The 24,507-nt window shown below is 64.9% G+C and carries 16 protein-coding genes; 12 read left to right on the forward strand and 4 right to left on the reverse strand.

Features of this window, described 5'->3' with window-relative positions:
* The first annotated feature begins 80 nt into the window (after positions 1–80).
* From ACTIIH_RS07555 to ACTIIH_RS07565, 3 genes are all read left to right on the forward strand, one after another.
* Positions 81–422, forward strand: coding sequence for a hypothetical protein (locus ACTIIH_RS07555; RefSeq protein ID WP_441451317.1), 342 nt, complete (start codon positions 81–83; stop codon positions 420–422).
* Positions 423–635: 213 nt separating this feature from the next.
* Positions 636–4,115, forward strand: a complete 3,480-nt coding sequence (gene rpoB, locus ACTIIH_RS07560; protein WP_441451318.1) for a DNA-directed RNA polymerase subunit beta — start codon at positions 636–638, stop codon at positions 4,113–4,115.
* A gap of 68 nt (positions 4,116–4,183) precedes the next feature.
* Entirely contained in the window at positions 4,184–8,056 is a 3,873-nt protein-coding gene (locus tag ACTIIH_RS07565; protein WP_441451319.1) for a DNA-directed RNA polymerase subunit beta', read from the forward strand.
* Positions 8,057–8,236: 180 nt separating this feature from the next.
* Here the strand turns inward: ACTIIH_RS07565 and ACTIIH_RS07570 are convergent, their stop codons facing one another.
* Positions 8,237–9,262 carry an ATP-dependent 6-phosphofructokinase gene (locus ACTIIH_RS07570; protein WP_441090199.1) on the reverse strand — a complete coding sequence of 342 codons (1,026 nt, stop codon included), beginning with the start codon at positions 9,260–9,262 and terminating at the stop codon, positions 8,237–8,239.
* Positions 9,259–9,948 (reverse strand): DUF1707 SHOCT-like domain-containing protein, encoded by a 690-nt coding sequence (locus tag ACTIIH_RS07575; protein WP_441090198.1) that lies wholly within the window; start codon positions 9,946–9,948, stop codon positions 9,259–9,261. Before ACTIIH_RS07575 ends, ACTIIH_RS07570 begins: the two co-directional genes overlap by 4 nt.
* A 121-nt stretch (positions 9,949–10,069) precedes the next feature.
* Between ACTIIH_RS07575 and ACTIIH_RS07580 the strand changes: the two genes are divergently transcribed.
* The 5 genes from ACTIIH_RS07580 (at position 10,070) to ACTIIH_RS07600 (ending at position 16,616) form a co-directional block, all read left to right on the forward strand.
* The gene (locus ACTIIH_RS07580) at positions 10,070–11,335 is read left to right on the forward strand and encodes a glycosyltransferase (protein WP_441090197.1); all 1,266 of its coding nucleotides are present in this window, start codon (positions 10,070–10,072) and stop codon (positions 11,333–11,335) included.
* Positions 11,328–13,445, forward strand: a complete 2,118-nt coding sequence (locus tag ACTIIH_RS07585) for an ArnT family glycosyltransferase (protein WP_441451320.1) — start codon at positions 11,328–11,330, stop codon at positions 13,443–13,445. The genes ACTIIH_RS07580 and ACTIIH_RS07585 overlap by 8 nt, the downstream gene beginning before the upstream one ends.
* Positions 13,446–13,460: 15 nt before the next feature.
* A complete protein-coding gene (locus ACTIIH_RS07590) occupies positions 13,461–14,177 on the forward strand; it encodes a response regulator transcription factor (protein WP_101595971.1) in 717 nt (238 codons plus the stop codon).
* The gene (locus ACTIIH_RS07595) at positions 14,174–15,709 is read left to right on the forward strand and encodes a sensor histidine kinase (protein WP_441451321.1); all 1,536 of its coding nucleotides are present in this window, start codon (positions 14,174–14,176) and stop codon (positions 15,707–15,709) included. The genes ACTIIH_RS07590 and ACTIIH_RS07595 overlap by 4 nt, the downstream gene beginning before the upstream one ends.
* A 91-nt stretch (positions 15,710–15,800) precedes the next feature.
* A complete protein-coding gene (locus tag ACTIIH_RS07600) occupies positions 15,801–16,616 on the forward strand; it encodes a hypothetical protein (protein ID WP_441451322.1) in 816 nt (271 codons plus the stop codon).
* A 97-nt stretch (positions 16,617–16,713) separates the two neighbouring features.
* Here the strand turns inward: ACTIIH_RS07600 and katG are convergent, their stop codons facing one another.
* Together katG and ACTIIH_RS07610 are read right to left on the reverse strand one after the other, a co-directional pair.
* Positions 16,714–18,918 (reverse strand): catalase/peroxidase HPI, encoded by a 2,205-nt coding sequence (gene katG / locus ACTIIH_RS07605; protein ID WP_101555464.1) that lies wholly within the window; start codon positions 18,916–18,918, stop codon positions 16,714–16,716.
* Positions 18,919–19,038: 120 nt separating this feature from the next.
* A complete protein-coding gene (locus ACTIIH_RS07610) occupies positions 19,039–19,512 on the reverse strand; it encodes a Fur family transcriptional regulator (protein ID WP_101555465.1) in 474 nt (157 codons plus the stop codon).
* 557 nt (positions 19,513–20,069) lie between these two features.
* Here ACTIIH_RS07610 and rpsL point away from each other — a divergent pair.
* From rpsL to tuf, 4 genes are all read left to right on the forward strand, one after another.
* The gene (gene rpsL, locus ACTIIH_RS07615) at positions 20,070–20,444 is read left to right on the forward strand and encodes a 30S ribosomal protein S12 (protein WP_025777935.1); all 375 of its coding nucleotides are present in this window, start codon (positions 20,070–20,072) and stop codon (positions 20,442–20,444) included.
* Complete coding sequence (gene rpsG, locus ACTIIH_RS07620) at positions 20,444–20,914, forward strand: 30S ribosomal protein S7 (protein ID WP_025777934.1); 471 nt, start codon at positions 20,444–20,446, stop codon at positions 20,912–20,914. Before rpsL ends, rpsG begins: the two co-directional genes overlap by 1 nt.
* Positions 20,915–21,013: 99 nt before the next feature.
* Entirely contained in the window at positions 21,014–23,119 is a 2,106-nt protein-coding gene (gene fusA, locus ACTIIH_RS07625; protein ID WP_025777933.1) for an elongation factor G, read from the forward strand.
* Positions 23,120–23,235: 116 nt separating this feature from the next.
* Entirely contained in the window at positions 23,236–24,429 is a 1,194-nt protein-coding gene (tuf, locus tag ACTIIH_RS07630; RefSeq protein WP_101555467.1) for an elongation factor Tu, read from the forward strand.
* The last annotated feature ends 78 nt before the right edge of the window (positions 24,430–24,507 follow it).

Below are 24,507 nucleotides of genomic sequence, written 5' to 3' on the forward strand. Positions count from 1 at the left end.
CCAGCGACCCCTTCTATCCTGACGGATGATGGGGCTACTTAAAAGGTAACGGGGGAGAGGAGAGCTGGGACGGCGAGCACGTGAGGGCCCTCGACGCAGAGAAGATGGCCAAGGGAGAATCCATGGCCACGGCACTCGCCCTCCTCGACGGGGAACCGGCGGGGTACACACAGGTCGGGTCCTCAGCCGACAGGCCGACCGTGGGCTGGCAAGGAGGAACCCCGGTGCTCAGCGAGCACCGGGGGCACCGCCTCGGTGCCCGGCTCAAGGTCGCCAATCACCGCAGCCTCGCGCAGCATTCGGCGGACGAGCGCGTGTACACCTGGAACGCCGTGGAGAACTCGTGGATGCTGGCGATCTCCGATCAGGCGGGATTCGGCACCTGGGCATGGGTGGGACTGTATTCGAAGAATGTGCCCTGAAACCGTCCGTCTTGCCAGGCTTGACCTGATGCTATAAGCTTGATATTTGCATCGTTCTGCCTGTGGTGTGCCTTCATATAGCGGTGGGCACAGCATTTCCACTCAAGTGAACCATGCCGACGCCGGGAGTCGAAATTTGACACACCCCGTGGACGTCGCCGGAGCGAGTGGGCAGACGAAGTATCAGATGGTGAAGCACTCGGAAGGAACCAATTGGCCGCCGCCAACGACAACACCAGGACCGCTAATCCCCCCAAGAGAATTTCCTTCGCGAAGATTCGCGAGCCCCTCGAGGTTCCCGATCTGCTCGGTCTGCAGACGGACAGCTTCGATTGGCTGATCGGATCGGAGGCGTGGCAGGACCGCGTCGCCGAGGCCATCGAGATCGGGGACGACTCAGTCGCAACCACCTCGGGACTCGAAGACATCTTCGAAGAGATCTCGCCGATCGAAGACTTCGGCGGATCCATGTCGCTGTCGTTCCGCGAGCACCGGTTCGAAGCTCCCAAGTACTCGATCGATGAGTGCAAGGAACGCGATATGACCTACTCGGCGCCGCTGTACGTCACCGCCGAGTTCATGAACAACAACACGGGCGAGATCAAGAGCCAGACCGTGTTCATGGGTGACTTCCCCCTCATGACCGACAAGGGCACGTTCATCGTCAACGGCACCGAGCGCGTCGTCGTCTCCCAGCTCGTGCGTTCGCCCGGCGCCTACTTCGAATCCAGCGTCGACAAGACCACGGACAAGGACATCTTCACCGCGAAGATCATCCCGTCCCGCGGTGCCTGGCTGGAGTTCGAGGTCGACAAGCGCGACCAGGTCGGTGTTCGCCTCGACCGCAAGCGCAAGCAGTCCGTGACGGTTCTGCTCAAGGCCCTCGGCTGGTCCGAAGCGAAGATCCTCGAAGAGTTCGGCGAGTTCGAATCGATCCGCGAGACGATGGCCAAGGACACCGTCACCACGCAGGACGAAGCGCTGCTCGACATCTACAAGAAGCTGCGCCCGGCAGAGCCCGCGACCGCTGAGGCCGCTCGCAACCTGCTCAACAACCTGTACTTCAACCCGAAGCGCTACGACCTGGCCAAGGTCGGCCGCTACAAGGTCAACCGCAAGCTCGGCGTCGAAGCCCCGCTGTCGGACTCGGTGCTCTCCACCGAGGACGTCGTGGCCACCATTCGCTACCTCGTGTCTCTGCACGCCGGAGTGGACACGGCCAAGGGCACCCGCGACGGCGAAGAGGTCGAGATCAGCGTCAAGCTCGACGACATCGATCACTTCGGCAACCGCCGCATCCGTGCCGTCGGCGAGCTCATCGAGAACCAGATCCGCACCGGTCTGTCCCGGATGGAACGCGTCGTGCGTGAGCGCATGACCACTCAGGACGTCGAGGCGATCACCCCGCAGACCCTGATCAACATCCGCCCCGTGGTGGCCGCGATCAAGGAGTTCTTCGGCACCTCGCAGCTCTCGCAGTTCATGGATCAGAACAACCCGCTCGCGGGTCTGACCCACAAGCGCCGTCTCTCCGCACTGGGACCCGGCGGTCTCTCGCGTGACCGTGCCGCCATGGAAGTCCGTGACGTGCACCCCTCGCACTACGGCCGCATGTGCCCGATCGAGACCCCCGAAGGTCCGAACATCGGTCTGATCGGTTCGCTGGCGTCCTACGCCCGCATCAACCCCTTCGGCTTCATCGAGACGCCTTACCGCAAGGTCGTCGACGGTGTCGTGACCGATGAGACGCAGTACCTGACCGCCGATGACGAACTCGAGTTCAACATCGCCCAGGCCAACGCACCGCTGACCGACCACCAGCGTTTCGCCGAGGTCGAGGTCCTGGCCCGTCCGAAGGGCGGCGGCGGTGAGGCAGAGCTGGTCCAGCACGACCAGATCGACTTCATGGACGTCTCCGCACGTCAGATGGTGTCTGTGGCTTCGGCTCTGATTCCGTTCCTCGAGCACGACGACGCCAACCGCGCCCTCATGGGTGCGAACATGCAGCGTCAGGCCGTGCCGCTGGTGATGGCCGAATCCCCGGTCGTGGGCACCGGCATGGAATACCGTGCCGCCGTCGACGCCGGCGATGTCATCACCGCTGAGAAGTCCGGTGTCATCACCGAGGTCTCGGCCGACTACGTCACCGTGCTCGCCGACGACGGAACCCAGCTGACCTACAAGGCGGCGAAGTTCAAGCGGTCGAACCACGGCACCTCGTACAACCAGCGCATCCTCGTCGACGAAGGCGACCGCGTCGAGGCCGGAACCGTCCTCGCCGACGGGCCGTCCACCGAGAACGGCGAGATGGCTCTGGGCAAGAACCTCCTCGTGGCGTTCATGTCCTGGGAAGGCTACAACTACGAGGATGCGATCATCCTCTCGCAGCGTCTCGTTCAGGACGATGTGCTCTCTTCGATCCACATCGAGGAGCACGAGGTCGATGCGCGCGACACCAAGCTCGGTGCCGAAGAGATCACTCGGGACATCCCGAACATCTCGCCCGACGCTCTGGCCGATCTCGACGATCGCGGAATCATCCGCATCGGCGCCGAGGTCACCGACGGTGACATCCTCGTCGGCAAGGTCACCCCGAAGGGTGAGACCGAGCTGACCCCGGAAGAGCGCCTGCTGCGCGCGATCTTCGGTGAGAAGTCCCGTGAGGTCCGCGACACCTCGCTGCGCGTTCCCCACGGCGAGATCGGCACCGTCATCGGTGTCCGCGTCTTTGACCGTGAGGACGACGACGAGCTCTCGCCCGGCGTCAACCAGATGGTCCGCGTCTACGTGGCCCAGCGCCGCAAGATCACCATCGGCGACAAGATGGCCGGCCGTCACGGAAACAAGGGCGTCATCTCGACGATCCTGCCGGTCGAGGACATGCCGTTCCTCGCCGACGGCACCCCCGTCGACGTCATCCTCAACCCGCACGGTGTTCCCCGCCGTATGAACATCGGTCAGGTCTTCGAAGTCCACCTCGGATGGATCTCGAAGCAGGGCTGGAAGATCGAGGGCAACCCCGAGTGGGCTGCCGAGCTGCCCGATGCCGCTCGCGAAGCCGAGGCCGGCACCAACCTGGCCACCCCGGTCTTCGACGGTGCGCACGAGCAGGAGCTGCGCGGACTGCTGGATTCGACGACCCCGAACCGCGATGGGGACCGCCTCATCGACTCCTCGGGCAAGGCTCAGCTGTTCGACGGCCGCTCCGGTGAGCCGTTCCCGTACCCGATCTCGGTCGGCTACATGTACATGCTCAAGCTCCACCACCTCGTCGACGACAAGATCCACGCGCGTTCGACCGGACCGTACTCGATGATCACCCAGCAGCCGCTCGGTGGTAAGGCGCAGTTCGGTGGTCAGCGCTTCGGTGAGATGGAAGTCTGGGCCCTCGAGGCCTACGGCGCCGCCTACACCCTGCAGGAGCTTCTGACGATCAAGTCCGATGACATCCCCGGCCGTGTGAAGGTCTACGAAGCCATCGTCAAGGGTGAGAACCTGCCCGACCCGGGAATCCCGGAGTCGTTCAAGGTCCTCATCAAGGAGATGCAGTCCCTGTGCCTCAACGTCGAAGTCCTGTCTTCCGACGGAGGCCATGTCGAGATGGGCGAGTCGGAGGACGAAGTCTACCGCGCAGCCGAAGAGCTCGGCATCGACCTCTCCCGCCGCGAAGCACAAACCGTAGAAGAAGTCTGAGGACTTCCACTTCAACCGACACAACTTTTTGATGAACGATTCGTTCATCGCCAGGAAAGAGGATTTACGTGCCTGACGTCAATTTCTTTGATGAACTGCGCATCGGTCTTGCCACCACGGAGAACATCCGCGGCTGGTCACACGGTGAGGTGAAAAAGCCTGAGACCATCAACTACCGCACCCTGAAGCCGGAGAAGGACGGACTCTTCTGCGAGAAGATCTTCGGCCCCACCCGTGACTGGGAGTGCGCCTGCGGAAAGTACAAGCGAGTCCGCTTCAAGGGCATCATCTGCGAACGCTGCGGCGTCGAGGTGACCCGTGCCAAGGTGCGTCGTGAGCGGATGGGCCACCTCGAGCTCGCCGCTCCCGTGACCCATATCTGGTACTTCAAGGGTGTGCCCTCTCGTCTGGGCTACCTGCTGGACCTGGCTCCGAAGGACCTCGAGAAGGTCATCTACTTCGCGGCCTACATGATCACCTCGGTCGACGAGGATTCCCGTCACCGTGATCTGCCGAGCCTGCAGAACAAGATCGACGTCGAGAAGCAGCAGATCGGCACCCGCCGTGACGCTGACATCGACCGTCGTGCCAAGAAGCTCGAAGAGGATCTCGCCGCGCTCGAGGCCGAAGGCGGAACCGCCCAGGCCAAGAAGAAGCTGCGCGACACCGCCGAGAAGGAAATGGACAAGCTGCGCAAGAACGCCGACCGCGAGGTCGACCGTATCGAGCAGGTGTGGGATCGGTTCAAGAACCTCAAGGTCAACGACCTCGAAGGTGACGAGAGCCTGTACCGCGAGATGTTCCACCGCTTCGGCCTGTACTTCACCGGTGCCATGGGCGCCGAGGCGATCCAGAAGCGCCTCATCGACTTCGATCTCGAAGGCGAAGCGGAGAAGCTGCGTGAGCTCATCGCCACCGGCAAGGGACAGCGCAAGACCCGTGCACTCAAGCGGCTCAAGGTCGTCAACGCGTTCCTGACCACCGACAACAACCCCGAGGGCATGGTCCTCGACGTCGTCCCGGTGATCCCGCCGGAGCTGCGCCCGATGGTCCAGCTCGACGGTGGACGCTTCGCGACCTCGGACCTCAACGACCTCTACCGTCGTGTCATCAACCGCAACAACCGCCTCAAGCGTCTGCTCGACCTCGGTGCTCCCGAGATCATCGTCAACAACGAGAAGCGGATGCTGCAGGAGGCCGTGGACTCGCTGTTCGACAACGGACGTCGCGGACGCCCGGTGACCGGACCGGGCAACCGCCCGCTCAAGTCGCTGTCGGACATGCTCAAGGGCAAGCAGGGACGTTTCCGTCAGAACCTGCTCGGTAAGCGTGTGGACTACTCGGGCCGTTCGGTCATCGTCGTCGGTCCGCAGCTGCACCTGCACCAGTGCGGTCTGCCCAAGACCATGGCGCTGGAGCTGTTCAAGCCCTTCGTGATGAAGCGTCTGGTCGATCTCAACCACGCTCAGAACATCAAGTCGGCCAAGCGCATGGTCGAGCGTCAGCATCCGCAGGTGTGGGACGTCCTCGAAGAGGTCATCACCGAACACCCGGTGCTGCTCAACCGTGCACCGACCCTGCACCGCCTGGGCATCCAGGCGTTCGAGCCGCAGCTCATCGAGGGTAAGGCCATCCAGCTGCACCCGCTCGTCTGCTCGGCTTTCAACGCTGACTTCGACGGTGACCAGATGGCTGTGCACCTGCCGCTGAGCCCCGAGGCGCAGGCCGAGGCCCGCATCCTCATGCTCTCGGCCAACAACATCCTCAAGCCCTCGGACGGCAAGCCCGTGACCATGCCTTCGCAGGATATGATCATCGGTCTGTTCCACCTCACCTCCGAGCGCAAGGGACTGCCCGGCGAAGGACGCGCGTTCTCCGGAATGGGCGAAGCCATCATGGCCTTCGACCACGGAGAGCTCGACCTGGGCTCGCCGATCACCATCCGCCTGGAAGACGTCGTTCCCAGCGCGGACATGGATCTTCCCGAGGGCTGGGAGGCCGGAGACCCGCTGGACGTGCAGACCACTCTCGGTCGCGCGACGTTCAACGAGTACCTGCCTGCCGACTACGCCTTCGTGAACTCGACGATCGACAAGAAGGCCCTGAGCCGGATCGTCAACCACCTGGCCGAGGAATACCCGAAGGTCGAGGTCGCACACACGCTGGACAACTTCAAGGCCGGCGGCTTCCACTGGGCTACCCGCTCCGGCATCACCATCGCAATGTCGGACGTCGTCTCACCCGAGGCGAAGACCGAGATCATCGACGATGCCGAAGTCATCGACACGAAGGTTCAGCAGCAGTACGAACTCGGTGCACTGACCGACGACGAGCGTCGCAACGAGCTCGTCAAGCTGTGGACTGAGACGACCGAGAAGGTCGACCAGATCATGCGCACGAACTTCCCCGCGGAGAACTCGGTGCTGCGCCTGGTCGAGTCCGGCGCATCCGGCAACTGGATGCAGGTGCGTCAGCTGGCCGGTATGCGTGGTCTGGTGACGAACCCGCAGGGTGAGATCATCCCGCGTCCGATCGTGTCGAACTACCGTGAGGGACTCGCCGTGCTCGAGTACTTCATCGCCTCGCACGGTGCTCGTAAGGGTCTGGCCGATACCGCTCTGCGTACCGCTGACTCCGGTTACCTCACCCGTCGTCTCGTCGATGTGTCGCAGGATGTCATCATCCGTGCCGCAGAGGCCGAGTCGAACAAGGGCATCACCCTGCCGATCGCCGAACGCGACCACGAGGGTAACCTGGTTCCGCACGAGTACGCCGAGACCAGCGTCTACGGTCGACTCACCGTCTCCGATGTCACGGACGCCGAGGGCAATGTGCTCCTGCCGGCGAAGTCCGATGTCACCGGCGCTGTGGTGGATATGCTCGTGGCCAACGGCATCGAGGAGCTCAAGGTCCACTCTGTGCTGACAGCCGATTCCGATGCGCAGATCTCCGCCGAGCACTACGGTCGCTCGATGGCGACCGGTCAGCTCGTCGACATCGGCGAGGCCATCGGCACCGTCGCTGCCCAGTCGATCGGTGAGCCCGGTACCCAGCTGACGATGCGTACGTTCCACACCGGTGGTGCCGCCGCTTCGACCGGTGATATCACGCAGGGTCTGCCGCGTGTGACCGAGCTCTTCGAAGCTCGCACACCGAAGGGCTTCGCCCCCATCGCCGAGGCGACCGGACGGGCGAAGATCGACGACAGCCGCAAGACCCGCTTCGTCATCATTACCCCCGATGACGGCAGCGAGGAGATCGAGCACGCAGTGTCCAAGCGTGCCCGTCTCATGGTCGAGGACGGCCAGCACGTCAAGGCCGGAGAGCAGCTCATCGTCGGTGCCGTCGATCCGAAGCAGGTGCTGCGTATCCGTGGTCGCCGTGAGGCCGAGCGCTTCCTCGTCGAGGAGGTTCAGAAGGTCTACCGTTCGCAGGGCGTGGGCATCCACGACAAGCACATCGAGGTCATCGTGCGGCAGATGCTGCGTCGCGTGACCGTGATCGAGTCGGGTGACACGAACCTGCTGCCCGGTGAGCTCGTCGACCGCGGCCGCTACCAGGCGGAGAACCGTCGTGTGGTCGCCGAAGGCGGCCAGCCGGCCTCGGCTCGTGACGAGCTGATGGGCATCACGAAGGCTTCGCTGGCCACCGAGTCGTGGCTGTCGGCCGCGTCCTTCCAGGAGACCACCCGCGTCCTCACCGAGGCGGCCATGGAAGGCAAGTCCGACACGCTCATGGGACTGAAGGAGAACGTCATCCTCGGTAAGCTCATCCCTGCCGGCACCGGCCTGCAGACTCACCGCAACCTCGTGGTGGAGCCGACCGAAGAGGCCAAGGCCGAGATGTTCACCAACAGCTACGGCGACTTCTACGCGGGCGTCGGCGCCGATTCCGGTTCCGCCATCCCGCTGGAGGACTACGACTACGGTGCGTTCAGCTGAGACTGAACGGCTGAGTCGCAGCGTCTGAGAGAGGCACGCGATGAGGGGCATCCACCACACGGTGGATGCCCCTCTCGTCATTCACGCTGCGACAGCGAGAAACGGGCTGAGTGTCGAAACACGGGTGTGCGCCCGAGTCTCGACACTCCACCCGTTTCTCGGTGAAGCTCTCGCAATCACTCAGCCGAAGAGCACCTGTGCCTCTTCCCAGCGATGCAGCGGCACGGACTTGAGGCTGTCGACGGCCGATGACATCTCGACCGAGACGATGTCCGTGCCCTTGAGGCTGGCCATCTTGCCCCAGTGGCCGTGCTGGGCGAGGTCGGCTGCCGCCATGCCCAACCGGGTCGACAGGACCCGGTCGTACGCGGTGGGGGAGCCGCCTCGCTGCAGGTGTCCGAGGATCGTCGCCCGAGATTCGATGCCGGTGATCTCCTCGATCTTCGGGGCCAGGTAGTTCGCGATCCCGCCGAGGCGGACCCGTCCCTTGTTGTCGACGCCGTGGTCGGCGACCTGTGAGTCGAATCCTTCGGGGGTGAACCCTTCGGCGACGACGACGATAGGTGCGCGCCCACGGTCCCTGGCCGAGCGCACCCAGTCCGAGATCTGTTCGAAGGAGACGGGGAACTCGGGCATGAGGATCGCGTGTGCGCCTGCGGCCATGCCGGCGTGCAGCGCGATCCATCCGACATTGCGTCCCATGACCTCGATGACCATGCAGCGGTGGTGGGACTCTGCGGTGGTGCGAAGTCGGTCGATGGCCTCGGTGGCGATGGACTGTGCGGTGTCGAAGCCGAAAGTGTAATCCGTGTTGCCGAGGTCGTTGTCGATGGTCTTGGGCACGCCGACGATGTGCAGGCCCTCTTCATGGACCAGACGTGAGGCGCCGGCCAGGGTGCCTTCGCCGCCGATGGCGATGAGCGAATCGATGCCGTGGGCGGCCATGACCTCCCGCATCCGCTCGGGTCCGCCGTCCTCATAGGGGTGGGTGCGGGAGGTGCCGAGGATGGTTCCCCCGCGTCCGGACAGTCCGCGCACGTCGAGCATGGTCATATCGACCATGTCGTCGTCGAGCAGACCCCGCCAGCCGTCGCGAATGCCGACGAACTCCGCGTCATAGGCGCGGATGCCTTTGCGGACGATGCCGCGGATGACAGCGTTGAGGCCCGGGCAGTCACCTCCCGAGGTGAGTACACCGATCTTCATTCCAGTTGACCCTGATCCTTTGCTCGATAGCCTTTGGCGAGCCGGACGTCATGTCCGGCCATGAGGGAGAAGCCCTTGAGGATCACGGTCCCGTTGGACCCGTCACCCTGCGCGGATCGGCGGACTTCGTTGCCCGCCATGATGTTGATGGTCTCGTCGCGGATGCGCACTCCCGGGGGCACCCAGATGTCGTTGCCGGCCCACATCGCATATGAGTTCAGTTCGACGGTCACTCCGGGACCCATGACTTCGCACAGGTCGATGTCGTCTCCGCCCATGAGGGCGTAGGTGGTGACCTCGGCGGTGCCGGGAGGTACGTCGAGCTGACGTCCGGACATGATGGCCACGGAGTTCATCGGCGAGGCCGATCCCGGTTCCGCAGCTGGGGAGAGTGCGCCAGGTCCGCGCCGCTGCAGCTGGGACCCCGGATCTGTGGGACCAGGTGTCCGGCCGGTCTGGCGGGCGAGCCTCCGGTGGAGCGAGTCTCCTTCGGGCAGGTCGTCGATGAGGGGGATGAGCTCGTCGAGGAATTTCGCTCCGATGGCGTCATCCTGTCGCTGCGTCGTCTCCTCGGGATCGAGGCGGCCGTTCGTCACGGCATCGGTGATCACTGAGAGGACATCGTCGCGGTCCTGGTCGGAGGCGCGGATGCGCCGCTGAGGAGGAGGGGAATCGTCGTCGGCCATGGTGCCCAGTGTAGCGGTCTTCACATCTGCGAGCAGGGAGGACTGTCGTGACGAGGACTCCACAGCAGGGCCACAGCTTCGACCAATGCTGGGCCTATCGACCGCAGCGAATGTGGAGGGCATGAGACATGAGAGCAGCGCCTGGCGGCAGCCGGAGACGCAGACAGCAGACACGACCATCCGACCGACCACGACTGTCGACCTCGTCGTCCCGGTGTACAACGAGGAGGCCTCGCTGGCCGCCTCGATCGAGACCCTCTTGGCCGTCGAACCCGCCCGCGGCACCGAGGTCACGATCATCATCGCCGACAATGCGAGCACCGATGAGACTGCGATCATCGCCGCGACCCTGGCGGCGACGCATCCGCAGGTCGAGTACGTCCGCCTCGAACAGAAGGGCCGCGGTCGCGCATTGAACCAGGTGTGGCAGGCCTCGTCGGCGGACGTCGTCGCCTACACGGACGTGGATCTGGCCACAGACATCCGCGTCCTCGACCCGATGGTCGAGATCATCCGGTCGGGGCTGGCCGATGTCGCCATCGCCTCGCGCCTGCAGCTCGGTGTGGCGGTCGAACGCGGGATCAGACGCGAGATCATCTCCCGCTGCTACAACCGACTGCTCAAGCTCAGCCTCGGAGTCGGGTTCAGCGACGCCCAATGCGGTTTCAAAGCGCTGTCGGCACGGGCAGCGAAGGAACTGCTGCCGCAGGTCGAGGATTCCGAGTGGTTCTTCGACACTGAGCTGCTCGCTCGCGCCGAGTGGGCCGGGTACCGCATCCACGAGTTCGGCACGGACTGGACGGACGACCCGGACTCCTCAGTCGACGTGGTCAGCACGGCGTGGAAGGACATCAAGGGCATCGTCCGGCTGCTCACCGGCGGACCCACCCGGGTCAGTCACACCGTCCCCGCACCGAACACCGGAGCTCAGATCCTCCACTTCATCGACGTCGGGATCATCAGCACCGTGCTCTACGCCGTGCTGTTCCTCCTCGGCATCCAATTCGTCTCGGAACCCGCGGCGAACATGCTTGCGCTGCTCCTTTCGACGATTGCGAACACGGCTCTCAACCGGGGACACACATTCGGAGCGAGATCTCCGCACCGCCGCCTGACCTCCCAGGTGAAGGGCTTGGCGGCCTTCGGCCTGTGCCTGGCCTTCACCTCGGCGGGCCTGGTCGTCGCTGACGGATTCACCGGGCCGTGGGCGACCGTCGGCACCCTCGCCGTGCTGACGGCGGCGAACCTCGCCGCCACTGTGGTCCGGTTCGTGCTCATGCGCACATGGGTCTTCGCCCGTGGTTCCCACCACAGCGCCCACCGCGCGACCACGCCTGCTGCAGCCGGAACGGCAAACTCGAACGAGAAGGACATCGACCATGTCTGAGACCCCCACCCGATATGCCCGCAGCCGCGGACTGCGACGGCACTGGTACCCGATCACGCTCACCGTGCTCACACTCGGCACGATCGCGGCCTTCCTCTTCAACCTCACGGCCAACGGCTGGGCGAACTCCTTCTATGCGGCGGCCGTGCAGGCCGGATCGGAGAACTGGGAGGCGTTCCTCTTCGGCTCGCTCGACTCGGCGAACGCGATCACCGTCGACAAACCCCCGGCCTCCCTGTGGCTGATGGCCCTGAGCGCCCGAGTCTTCGGCTTCTCATCGTTCTCGATGCTGCTGCCCCAGGTCCTCCTGGCCGGGGTGAGCGTGCTCCTCGTCGTCCATTCGCTGCGGCTGAGCCTGCGGCCCCATGTCGGTCCGGGGCTTGAGAAGGCCGCCGCGCTGGGTGCCGGTGCGATCTTCGCCGTCTCCCCGGTCGTGGCGATGATGTTCCGGTTCAACAACCCGGACGCGCTGCTGGTGACTCTGATGATCGGTGCGGTCGTCGCGACCCAGCACGCCCTGCGCACGCTCACCGAGGCCCGCCGGCGACGCTCGGCCCGCCGCATCGTCGGCTGGCTCGTCCTCGCCGGGGTCTGCCTCGGGCTGGGCTTCCTGACCAAACAGTTCCAGGTCCTCCTCATCGTCCCCGGCCTCGCTGTGGCCTGGGTGCTCTTCGCCCGCACCTCCTGGCCCCGTCGCCTGCTGTGGCTGCTCGTCCCGCTCGGGTCGATGATCGTCAGCGCCGGCTGGTGGATCGCCCTCGTCGAACTCACCCCCGCCGGCTCCCGCCCTTACGTCGGCGGCTCCCAGTCGAACTCCTTCCTCGAACTCACCTTCGGCTACAACGGCTTCGGACGGCTGACCGGCAACGAGACCGGGTCCGTCGGCGGAGGAGGCGGCGGTCAGGGCGGCGGATGGGGCGAAACGGGAATCACCCGCCTCTTCACCGGCAGCTTCGGCCAGCAGGCGTCGTGGTTCCTGCCCACCGCCTTGTTCTTCCTGGTCGTGACGATCGTTCTCCTCACCCTCGCCGAGGTGGCCCGCCGTCGCCGTGTTCCCACCGTCACGGACGGTGACCAGGGAACCGGCCGTGCGGTGAGCGCGTCCGGCGCAATCGGCACGGGCAGCCTCGGTGCGGGACTGCTCATGTGGGGTGCGTGGCTGATCGTCACGTGGCTCGTGCTGTCGAATATGAACGGGATCGTCCACGAGTACTACACGGTCGCGCTCATTCCCGCGATCGCCGCCGTCATCGGCCTCGCCGTCGCGGTGCTGCTCGCTCGTGACGGATTCCTCCCGCGTCTGCTGCTGGCAGTGGCTTGGGCCCTGACCGGGGCGTGGCAGTTCATCATCAGCTCGGAGATGACCGGGATTCCGAGCATCCTGCGCTGGTGCGTGCTCATCGTCTCGATCCTCGGCGCTCTGGTTCTCATCGTCACCGCGCACCGGCGGTTCGGCACGGCGCTCGCCTCGGTGCTCGTCGCGCTGGCCGTCCTCGGCAGCGCCGCGATTCCGGCTCAGCTGGCCGTGCGCACGATCGCCGGGACGACGCAGGGATCGATCGTCACGATCGCCGGCACGAGCGCAGGTCTGGGCGGTGGACCCGGCGGTGGCGGAATGCCCGGCGGAGGAGCCGGGCCGGGCGGCGGCACGGATGGCACGCCCGGCGGGGCAGGCAATTCCGAAGCCGGCAGGGGCGGCACCGGTGGGATGCCCGGCGGCGCCGGCGGCGGAGGCGGAATGGGCGGTCTGCTGGGCGCCTCCGACCCCTCGGACGAACTCACACAGCTGCTCGAACAGGATGCCGCGGACTACACGTGGGTGGCGGCGACGACGGGGGCGAACCAGGCGGCGGGATACCAGCTCTCGCTCGAAGAACCCGTGATGGGGATCGGCGGCTTCAACGGCACCGACCCTTCGCCGACCCTCGCCGAGTTCAAGCAGCTCGTGTCCGAAGGCAAGATCCACTACTACATCGGATCGGGTTCCGGCGGCCAAGGTCCCGGCGGGGGCTCGGACTCTGCCTCATCCCAGATCGCGGACTGGGTCGAGGCGAATTACGAGGCGACGACCGTCGACTCCGTTTCGCTCTACGATCTCAGTGCGGGTTGAGGGGATAATCGAGTTATGAACCCGACAGCGAATCCACCGGCGCGCATCCTCATCGTCGACGACGAAGCGAACCTCGCCGAGCTCCTCGTCATGGCCTGCCAGGTTCGCGGGTGGGAAGCCGAGGGAGTCGGCACGGGCCGCGAGGCAGTGGCGCTGGCCCGCAGCGAGCACTTCGACGCGATCGTCCTCGACGTGATGCTGCCCGACCTCGACGGTTTCGCCGTCATCGAGAAGGTCAGGGGAGAGGGCATCGACACTCCGGTGGTCTTCCTCTCGGCCAGAGACGAGGTCGACGACCGGCTGACGGGTCTGCGGCTGGGCGGGGACGACTACGTGACGAAGCCGTTCAACCTCGACGAGGTCATCGCCAGGATCGAGGTGCGCCTGCGCCGGGGGATCTCGAACGGTCCAGTCGATGAGGATGACGTGCTGCGCGTGGGTGACCTCGAACTCGACGAACGCTCCCACGAGGTCACCCGCGCCGGTCATCCGATCGAGCTGACGGCACGCGAATACGAGGTGCTGCTGCTGTTCATGCGCAACCCGCGGGTGGTGCTGTCGAAGGCCCAGATCCTCGATCGCGTGTGGGACTACGACTTCGGCGGCAACGGCAACATCGTCGAACTCTACGTCTCCTACCTGCGGAAGAAGATCGACACCCCGTTCCCCGACCTGCCGAACCTCTTCCACACCAAGCGCGGGGCCGGCTACATCATGCGGGCGGAACAGTGACGCTGCGCCGGTGGCGGCTGCAGACGAGGCTCATCGTCCTCGCCGGACTCGTCCTCCTCCTCGTCGGCGCCGGAATCGGCACCGCCTCCTGGCTGAGCGTGCGCGGTTCGCTGATGACCGACCTCGACGCCCAACTGACATCGATGACCTCGCATGCACGTTCGGGAGACGGCCCCGGCGCGGGCCCCGGGGCGAGCGGCAACACGGGCACCTCCGGTGGGGGCGACGACTCGGCGGCGGCGGTCGATTCGGCTCTGCGCTATCTCTTCCAGCCGGGGGTCGGCGACGGAGCTCTCGTCGTCGTTGATTCCGGTGACGGGGGAGAGGGACTCATCGCCGAGGCGGGACTGACCCGTCCGCGCGCGCTGTCCGCAGAAGCGATCGACGCCCTGCTCGAGGTCGAACCCGGCGGCGCCTCGTCCGCCCATGAGTCCGTGCGGGTGCCCGGGTTCGGCGCCTACCGGGTCGTGGCCTTCGACGACGGCGGAACCACCACTGTCTACGGCGTCCCGCAGGGCAACGTCGATTCCGCGCTCGAGCGCACGGCGTGGACGACCGCGTTCGTCGTCCTCTTCGGCGTCATCGCCACGGCCGCGCTCATGGCCGTGATCATCCATCGCCAGCTGCGGGACCTGCGCGACGTCGCGCGCACTGCCAGGGAGGTCACCGACCTCGAGCTGAGTGCCGGCAAACCCGAGCTCGCCCTGCGGGTTCCCGCCGAGCTCGCGGTGCCGGGCACGGAGGTCGGCGATGTGGGAGCCTCGGTCAACCGGATGCTCGACCATGTCGGATCCGCCCTCGAGGAGCGCTACCGCGGCACGGAGCAGATGCGCCGCTTCGTTGCCGACGCCTCCCATGAGCTGCGCACTCCGATCGCGACGATCCGCGGTTGGGCCGACCTCACCCGCCCGTACCGTGATGCTCTGCCCGCCGAGGTGACCACCTCCTTGGGCAAGATCGATTCCGGAGCGATGCGGATGTCGTCCCTCGTCGATGATCTCCTTCTCCTCGCTCGGCTCGAAGCCGGCCGCCAGCCGACGAGAGAGGACACCGTCGACGTCTCCTCACTGCTCGTCGAACTCGTCGAGGATGTCCATGTGGTCAATCCCGACCATGCGATCTCCCTCGATGTCCCCCCGGAGGCCCTCGAGGTGCGCGGAGCAGCCGATCAGGTCCGCCGGGTCGTGTCGATCGTGCTCACGAACGCCTGCGTGCACACGCCGCCCGGCACCAACGTGCACGTCGAGGCACTGGCGACCCGGAAACCGGTCTCCGGCCAGCTGCCCAGCGATGTCGTGGCGATCCGCATCAGCGACGATGGTCAGGGCATTCCGCCCGAGATCCGGGACCGAGTCTTCGACCGCTTCGTGCGTGGAGACCCCTCGCGGACACGGCAGGACGGAGCCAAGGGAGGTTCCTCGGGGCTGGGACTGTCGATCGCCGCCGGACTCGTCGAACTCATGCGCGGCGGCATCTCGATGTCGAGCACGGACGCGGGTACGACCTTCGAGCTGCGCCTGCCTGCGGCTTGAGGCCAATCGCACAGGCTGGCCACAGGCACGACCGGGACGGGCTACAGCGAGGGGGCCGAGAGTGGTATCACCGACAACCAGAGGAGATTCCATGACCGAGAACCAGAACCCCGACCAGAACCGCAACCACGAGGAGAACCGGAACCACGCGGAGAATGCAGCGCCGGACTCGAACGGCGCGGACACCACTCGCAGGATCGAAGCGCAGGGCACGGCAGGACCTCATGCCGGACCCAACTGGGCAATGCAATCGCCACCGGCCGACCAAGGCCGTGCGAACGGATGGGCCGAGCAGACCACGCGCTCGGCACCCGATCCGCAGGCCGGGGTCCCGGAGGGTCAGCGGCCGTGGGTGAACCCCTACGAACAGTCTGCGCAGAGTACACAGTTCGGCAGCACCGCAGGACCGCGGAAGCAGAAGCGGAGAGTCCCGCTCGTCCCGGCGGTGCTCGCCGGTTCGGCCCTGTTCGTCGTCGGCGGTCTCGCCGGGGGAGCGATCGGGGTATCGGCGGCAACAGCGTCGAATGATTCGGGGACGAGCCAGGGCCCGGGAGGCCAGAACGGACTCGGCGGAATGGGCGGCCAACAGGGCGGTGCTCAGGACGGCGGCGGACAGTCCGACGGCGGAGGCATGCCCGGCGGGCAGTCCAACGGCGGCGGCATGCCCGGCGGACAGTCCAACGGAATGCCGGGAAACCAGAACGGCAGCACCGACTCCGGGGACTCCTCCGACGGGTCCGGCTCCGATGGATCCAGCTCGGACGGCAGCGCCTCCGACTCCGACGGATCGGACGCGAGCGCTGACACCACCTCGGCAGGCACCGACGAGACGACGATCGAGAACGCAGCCGTCGCGCACTTCGACCGGATCTTCACCGGATTCGCCGTGCTCAACCGGGACGAGTGAACGCTGCTGATATCAGTGCGGCACAGACGATGCCCCCACCGATCGGTGGGGGCATCGTCATGCTGACGCGTCGGTCACCTCGGCGACCGTCGCCGGATCAGCGCTTGAGGTCGAAGCGATCGGCTTCGACGAGCTTCGTCCAGGCCCTGACGAAGTCGGCGACGAACTTCTCGTTCGCGTCATCCGAGCCGTAGACCTCGGCGATCGCGCGCAGCTCGGAGTTCGCTCCGAACAGGAGGTCGATCCGGCTGCCGGTCCAGAGTTTCTCGCCCGAGGGGGAGAAGCACTCGTAGACATTGGCGGTCTCGGACGGTCCGACGGGCTTCCAGACGTTGCCGAGCTCGAGCAGATTGACGAAGAAGTCGTTCGTCAGTTCTCCGGGCCGGTCGGTGAAGACACCGAGAGCGGAGTCCTCGTAGTTCACACCGAGGACGCGGAGTCCGCCGATGAGGACCGTGAGCTCGGGCGGGGTCAGACCCAGCAGGCTGGCCTTGTCGAGCAGGAGGTACTCGGCCTTGAGCGGAAGGCCCTCGGTGAGGTAGTTCCGGAAGCCGTCGTGGGTCGGCTCGAGGTAGCCGAAGGAGTCGACATCGGTCTGCTCCTGGGTGGCGTCGCCGCGACCCGTGGAGACCGGAACCGTAACCGGGTGACCGGCCGCAGCGGCAGCGGACTCGACTCCGACGGCACCGGCGATCGCCAGCACATCGGCAAACGATGCTTCGGTGGACTCGGCGATGCCCTCGAGTACCGGGAGCACCTCGGCGAGCTTGGCAGGCTCGTTGGCCTCCCAGCTGCGCTGCGGTTCGAGGCGCAGACGACCGCCGTTGACTCCGCCGCGCATATCCGAGACGCGGTGGGACGACGCGGCGGCCCAGGTCGTCGATACGAGCTGCGAGACGGTCAGACCGGACTCACGGACAGCGGCCTTGACGGCTTCGAGGCCGGCGTCATCGAGCGGAGTTCCGGCCGGGACCGGGTCCTGCCAGATGAGCTCCTCGGCCGGAGCTTCGGGACCGAGGTAACGGGTCGCGGGACCCATATCGCGGTGGGTGAGTTTGAACCAGGCGCGGGCGAAGGCGTCCTCGAACGCCTTCTGATCATCCTTGAAGCGGCGGGAGATCTTCTCGTAGATGGGATCGAAGCGCAGCGACAGGTCGGTGGTGAGCATGCGGGGCTCGCGGCGTCCGTCGCCCTGGGCCATCGGGACCATATCGTCTCCGCCGCCGTCCTTGGGCCGCCACTGCAGGTGTCCGCCTTCGTTCTCGAAGACCTCCCACTCGTAGGCGAAGAGGATGTGGAAGAACTCGTTGTCCCAGCGGGTCGGGTGGTAGGTCCACGTGACCTCGATGCCCGAGCCGATGGAGTCATTGCCCTGGCCCGAACCGAAGTCGGATTTCCAGCCCAGACCCTGCTCTTCGAGCGGGGCGGCCTCCGGGTCGGCGCCCTTGTGAGATTCGGGGCCGGCACCGTGCGTCTTGCCGAAGGTGTGTCCACCGGCGATGAGAGCGACGGTCTCCTCGTCATTCATGGCCATCCGTCCGAAGGTCTCGCGGATGTCGATCGCGGCCTTGACCGGATCGGGTTCGCCTTCGGGGCCCTCGGGGTTGACGTAGATGAGTCCCATGGTGGTCGCGGCCAGGGGCTTCTGCAGCTCACGGTTGCCCACATAGCGCTTGTCGGTGCCCAGCCACTCGGTCTCGGAGCCCCAGTACACATCGTTGTCGGGTTCCCAGACGTCCTTGCGGCCGCCGGCGAAGCCGAAGGTCTTGAAGCCCATCGATTCGAGCGCGACGTTGCCGGCGAGGATGAAGAGGTCGGCCCAGGAGATCTTCTTGCCGTACTTCTTCTTCACCGGCCACAGCAGGCGACGAGCTTTGTCGAGTGAGACGTTGTCGGGCCAGGAGTTCAGCGGTGCGAACCGCTGCTGGCCTTCGCCGCCGCCGCCGCGGCCGTCCTGCACGCGGTAGGTGCCGGCCGAGTGCCAGGCCATGCGGATCATGAACGGACCATAGTGCCCGAAGTCAGCGGACCACCAGTCCTGGTTGTCCTTCTGCAGTGCTTCGATGTCGGCCTTGAGCTGGTAGTAGTCGAGACTGTTGAACTCCGCGTCGTAATCGAAGTCGGGGTCCATGGGGTCGCGTGCCGGCTGACCCTTGGCGAGGATCTTGAGGTTGAGCCGATTGGGCCACCACTGAGCGTTGGCATCACCCTGGACGGGATTGACCAACTGGTCGGAATCCGGCGCCGCCGGTTCCGTGGAAGTGTGTGCGACCGGGCAGCCGCCGGTGGTCGTCTGGGTCATCGTGTTCCTTTCACAGTCGAGTCGCATTCGACGACTCGGATGACGGGATGGGCAACCCTCGCAGAAAGGGCATAGTCGTGTCCTCGGGAGAAGACGGGTGGTGGTGAACGGAAGCCGGAGTCACACGACCGAGAACTGATCGTCGCCGGTCGGCTGAGCACCGGCGGCCGCGCAGTCGGGGCACAGACCCCAGAACGTCACTTCGGCCTGCTCGATGACGAAGCCGGCATCATGGGACGGGGTCAGGCACGGAGCCTGCCCGATCGTGCAGTCGACATCGACGATGAGATTGCACGATCGGCACACCAGATGATGGTGGTTGTCCCCGATGCGACGCTCGTACCGCGCCACCGAGCCCGCAGGCCTGATGCAGCGGACGAGCCCCACCTCGGTCAGAGTGTGAAGCGAATCATAGACAGCCTGGTGGGAGACCGCCGGCAGCGATTCCCGCACCGAGCGGATCACGGTCTCGGTGTCGGCATGCGGGTGATCCCGCACGGCACCGAGGACTGCGACCCGCTGTTTCGTCACGCGCAGCGACGTCTGCCGCAGAGCCGCAGCGGCGTCGTCGTGTTCATGCTTCGTCCCTTTCACAGCACCAGAATGCCTGCTTCTCTTGAACGAGTCAAGGAAAGTGGGGATGGGTCCTCGCCGAGGCGGCCGACCGGAATCGCTGTGAATCCGCCCCAGGCGGCGACCGTGGTTCGCCGAGTGCTGAGAAGTGCGCCGCCGGTCTGTGAATACGCTGGTGAGCCGTGTGGTTGATCGGGCGAGGGGAGTGCTGCGTGATTTCGCCGGTGCGGAGAGGTAAGATGGATGATCGCCATTTTGACCAGACGTGCTCGAGAGAGATATTCTGGTAGGCGACTGATTGTGTTATCTGCGTCGTCGATCGATCCTGCCGAGTGTTCTGTGAGGCTCGGAATCCCTGAGAGAAGTCGTCGATGCAGGCCGCCGAGATGTCGTCTCTGTGCTTCCGTGTCCTTGCGACACACCCGGGCGCAGGGGTCGATGACTCGCGTGGTTACTGGCATCGGGAGCCAAGCTTCACCCGGTGTCCGGTCGGATATGTCCCACGGTTCACAGAGGCGACTGCGGTCGTGGCCGGCATTGGGAATTAGGTCTATCGAGAAGCAAATGGAGAACGCTTAGTGCCGACAATCCAACAGCTCGTCCGCAAGGGACGGCATGTCAATACAGCAGGATCGGACGCTCCTGCCCTCAAGGGCAGCCCGCAGCGTCGTGGAGTGTGCACCCGTGTGTACACCACCACCCCCAAGAAGCCGAACTCGGCTCTTCGCAAGGTCGCTCGTGTCAAGCTTTCGAGCCAGATCGAGGTGACCGCCTACATCCCGGGCGAGGGACACAACCTGCAGGAGCACTCGATCGTGCTCGTGCGCGGTGGCCGCGTCAAGGATCTGCCCGGTGTCCGCTACCGGATCGTCCGCGGTTCGCTCGACACCCAGGGCGTCAAGGGTCGCCAGCAGGCCCGCAGCAAGTACGGTGCGAAGAGGGAGAAGAAGTAATGCCACGCAAAGGTCCTGCACCCAAGCGACCGATCGTCGTTGACCCGGTCTTCAGCTCACCGCTCGTCACGCAGCTGATCAACAAGATCCTGCTCGACGGCAAGCGCTCGACCGCAGAGCGGATCGTCTACAGCGCTCTCGAAGGCACCCGCGAGAAGAACGGCAACGACCCCGTTGTCAACCTGAAGAAGGCTCTCGACAACATCCGTCCGTCCCTCGAGGTCCGCTCCCGCCGCGTCGGCGGTGCGACCTACCAGGTGCCGATTGATGTTCGTCCGGCTCGTTCGACCACTCTGGCTCTGCGGTGGCTCGTGGGATACTCCCGCCAGCGCCGTGAGAAGACCATGACCGAACGGCTCATGAATGAGATCCTCGACGCCGGCAACGGCCTCGGCGCAGCAGTCAAGCGCCGCGAGGACACTCACAAGATGGCCGAGTCCAACAAGGCCTTCGCCCACTACCGCTGGTAATCGTCTGCCCTGCGCGCCGGTCGGCGGACCTCGTCCGCGAGTGCCGCCGGCCGGCTGCACAGGGGAGTCGAGCAAATCATCGATCGAGAGAGAGACACCGTGGCACTTGACGTGCTCAGCGACCTGAACAAGGTCCGTAATATCGGCATCATGGCCCACATTGATGCCGGTAAGACAACGACGACCGAACGCATCCTCTTCTACACCGGCGTGAACTACAAGATGGGCGAGACCCACGACGGCGCCGGCACCATGGACTGGATGGACCAGGAGAAGGAGCGCGGCATCACGATCACGTCGGCCGCGACGACCTGCTACTGGGACAACAACCAGATCAACATCATCGACACCCCCGGTCACGTCGACTTCACGGTCGAGGTCGAGCGTTCGCTGCGCGTCCTCGATGGTGCCGTCGCCGTGTTCGACGGCAAAGAGGGCGTCGAGCCCCAGTCGGAGACCGTGTGGCGTCAGGCCGACAAGTACGACGTTCCGCGCGTGTGCTTCGTCAACAAGATGGACAAGCTCGGTGCTGACTTCTACTTCACCGTCGACACCATCAAGGAGCGCCTCGGCGCGAAGCCGCTGGTCATCCAGCTGCCGATCGGTGCCGAAAGCGAATTCGCCGGTGTCGTCGATCTGCTCGAGATGAAGGCCTACATCTGGCCCGACGAGACTAAGATGGGTCAGGACATGACCGAGGTCGAGATCCCCGAGGATCTCAAGGACAAGGCTGTTCAGTATCGTGCGCAGCTCGTCGAGGACGTCGCCGAGAACTCGGAAGAGCTCATGGAGAAGTACCTCGAGGGCGAAGAGCTCACGACGGCTGAGATCAAGGCCGGCATCCGCGAACTCGTCATCAAGTCCGAGGCCTTCCCGGTCATGTGCGGTTCCGCCTACAAGAACAAGGGCGTGCAGCCCATGCTCGACGCGGTCATCGACTACCTCCCCTCACCGCTCGACGTGCCTCCGATGATCGGACACAACCCGAGCAACGACGAAGAGGAACTGACCCGCAAGCCTTCGACGGACGAGCCGTTCTCGGCTCTGGCCTTCAAGGTCGCCTCCCACCCGTTCTTCGGATCGCTGACCTACGTGCGCGTGTACTCCGGTCATGTGAAGTCCGGCGAACAGGTGCTCAACACCTCGTCGGGCAAGAAGGAACGCGTCGGCAAGCTCTTCCAGATGCACTCCAACAAGGAGAACCCTGTCGAAGAGGCGTTCGCCGGCCACATCTACGCCTTCATCGGTCTCAAGGAGACCACGACGGGCGACACGCTCAGCGACCCGGCCAACCCGATCGCTCTCGAATCGATGACCTTCCCGGAGCCTGTGATCTCCGTGGCCATCGAGCCGAAGACCAAGAGCGACCAGGAGAAGCTGTCGTCGGCCATCCAGAAGTTCGTCAAGGAAGACCCGACCTACCAGGTCGAGCTTGACGACGAGACCGGCCAGACCGTCATCCGCGGAATGGGCGAGCTGCACCTCGACATCCTCGTCGACCGCATGCGTCGCGAGTTCAAGGTCGAGGCGAACGTCGGCAAGCCGCAGGTCGCCTACCGTGAGACCATCCGTCGCACTGTCGAGAAGTACGATTACACCCACAAGAAGCAGACGGGTGGATCGGGACAGTTCGCGAAGGTCCAGGTCACCTTCGAACCTCTCGAGGTCGAAGGCGATACGATTTACGAGTTCGAGAATGCCATCACGGGCGGACGCGTTCCGCGCGAGTACATTCCGAGCGTCGACGCCGGCATCCAGGACGCCATGCAGCTCGGTGCCCTGGCCGGTTACCCCATGGTGGGTGTCAAGGCCACTCTGGTCGACGGCGCCTACCACGATGTCGACTCTTCGGAGATGGCATTCAAGATCGCCGGTTCGATGGTCTTCAAGGAGGCCGTCCAGCGGGCGAACCCGGTTCTTCTCGAGCCGGTCATGGACGTCGAGGTGCGTACCCCTGAGGAATACATGGGTGACGTCATCGGCGACCTGAATTCCCGGCGTGGACAGATTCAGTCGATGGACGATGCTTCCGGTGTGAAGGTCGTCAAGGCTGTGGTCCCGCTGTCGGAGATGTTCGGCTACATCGGTGATCTGCGGTCGAAGACCCAGGGCCGTGCGGTGTATTCGATGACTTTCTCCAGCTATGCGGAGGTCCCGAAGGCTGTTGCCGAGGAGATCATCCAGAAGGTGCGCGGCGGAGAGTAATCTCCGAATTCCGGTCGCCCCGGTGATCAAGAACATGGTCTCCGGAATGAAAGATAACCAACACAAGGTCTAAGATATGAACCGCATATCTTATTCCAACCACGAGGAGGAACCCAGTGGCAAAGGCTAGTTTCGAACGGACTAAGCCGCACGTCAACATCGGCACCATCGGCCACGTTGACCACGGAAAGACCACCCTGACCGCTGCGATCACCAAGGTCCTGGCGGATCAGTACCCGGATCTCAATGAGGCTCGCGCCTTCGACCAGGTCGACAACGCACCTGAGGAGAAGGAGCGCGGCATCACCATCAACGTCTCGCACGTTGAGTACCAGACGGAGAAGCGTCACTACGCTCACGTCGATGCCCCGGGTCACGCCGACTACGTGAAGAACATGATCACCGGTGCCGCTCAGATGGACGGTGCGATCCTCGTCGTCGCCGCTACCGACGGACCGATGCCCCAGACCCGTGAGCACGTGCTGCTCGCGCGTCAGGTCGGCGTTCCCTACATCGTCGTGGCTCTGAACAAGTCCGACATGGTCGATGACGAGGAGCTCCTCGAGCTCGTCGAATTCGAGGTCCGCGACCTGCTCTCGAGCCAGGACTTCGACGGAGACAACGCTCCGGTCATTCCGGTGTCCGCTCTCAAGGCGCTGGAAGGCGACGAGAAGTGGGTCAAGAGCGTTCAGGATCTCATGGCTGCCGTCGATGACAACGTTCCGGAGCCGGAGCGCGATGTCGACAAGCCGTTCCTCATGCCCGTCGAGGACGTCTTCACGATCACCGGTCGTGGAACCGTCGTCACCGGTCGTGTCGAGCGCGGCGTGCTCCTGCCGAACGACGAAATCGAAATCGTCGGCATCAAGGAGAAGTCGTCCAAGACGACTGTCACCGCTATCGAGATGTTCCGCAAGACCCTGCCGGATGCCCGTGCAGGTGAGAACGTCGGTCTGCTCCTCCGCGGCACCAAGCGCGAGGATGTTGAGCGCGGTCAGGTCATCGTGAAGCCGGGTTCGATCACCCCGCACACCAAGTTCGAGGCTCAGGTCTACATCCTGAGCAAGGACGAGGGCGGACGTCACAACCCGTTCTACTCGAACTACCGTCCGCAGTTCTACTTCCGGACCACGGACGTCACCGGTGTCATCACGCTGCCCGAGGGCACCGAGATGGTCATGCCCGGCGACAACACCGATATGTCGGTCGAGCTCATCCAGCCGATCGCCATGGAGGACGGCCTCCGCTTCGCAATCCGCGAAGGTGGCCGCACCGTCGGCGCCGGTCGAGTCACCAAGATCACCGCCTGATCTGACTGACTGAGCACCACAGGTTGGGGTCGCAGTCCTTCGGGACTGCGGCCCCTTCTGTATGCCCGGGCAATGGTC

Source organism: Brevibacterium sp. (assembly GCF_052105255.1).
Classification (GTDB): domain Bacteria; phylum Actinomycetota; class Actinomycetes; order Actinomycetales; family Brevibacteriaceae; genus Brevibacterium; species Brevibacterium linens_B.

Coding starts and splice junctions, on each gene's coding strand:
- ACTIIH_RS07570 (WP_441090199.1), bottom strand. CDS start 9,262: ATGAAGATCGGTGTACTCACCTCGGGAGGTGACTGCCCGGGCCTCAAC.
- ACTIIH_RS07575 (WP_441090198.1), bottom strand. CDS start 9,948: ATGGCCGACGACGATTCCCCTCCTCCTCAGCGGCGCATCCGCGCCTCC.
- ACTIIH_RS07580 (WP_441090197.1), top strand. CDS start 10,070: ATGAGACATGAGAGCAGCGCCTGGCGGCAGCCGGAGACGCAGACAGCA.
- ACTIIH_RS07585 (WP_441451320.1), top strand. CDS start 11,328: ATGTCTGAGACCCCCACCCGATATGCCCGCAGCCGCGGACTGCGACGG.
- ACTIIH_RS07590 (WP_101595971.1), top strand. CDS start 13,461: ATGAACCCGACAGCGAATCCACCGGCGCGCATCCTCATCGTCGACGAC.
- ACTIIH_RS07600 (WP_441451322.1), top strand. CDS start 15,801: ATGACCGAGAACCAGAACCCCGACCAGAACCGCAACCACGAGGAGAAC.
- katG (WP_101555464.1), bottom strand. CDS start 18,918: ATGACCCAGACGACCACCGGCGGCTGCCCGGTCGCACACACTTCCACG.
- rpsG (WP_025777934.1), top strand. CDS start 20,444: ATGCCACGCAAAGGTCCTGCACCCAAGCGACCGATCGTCGTTGACCCG.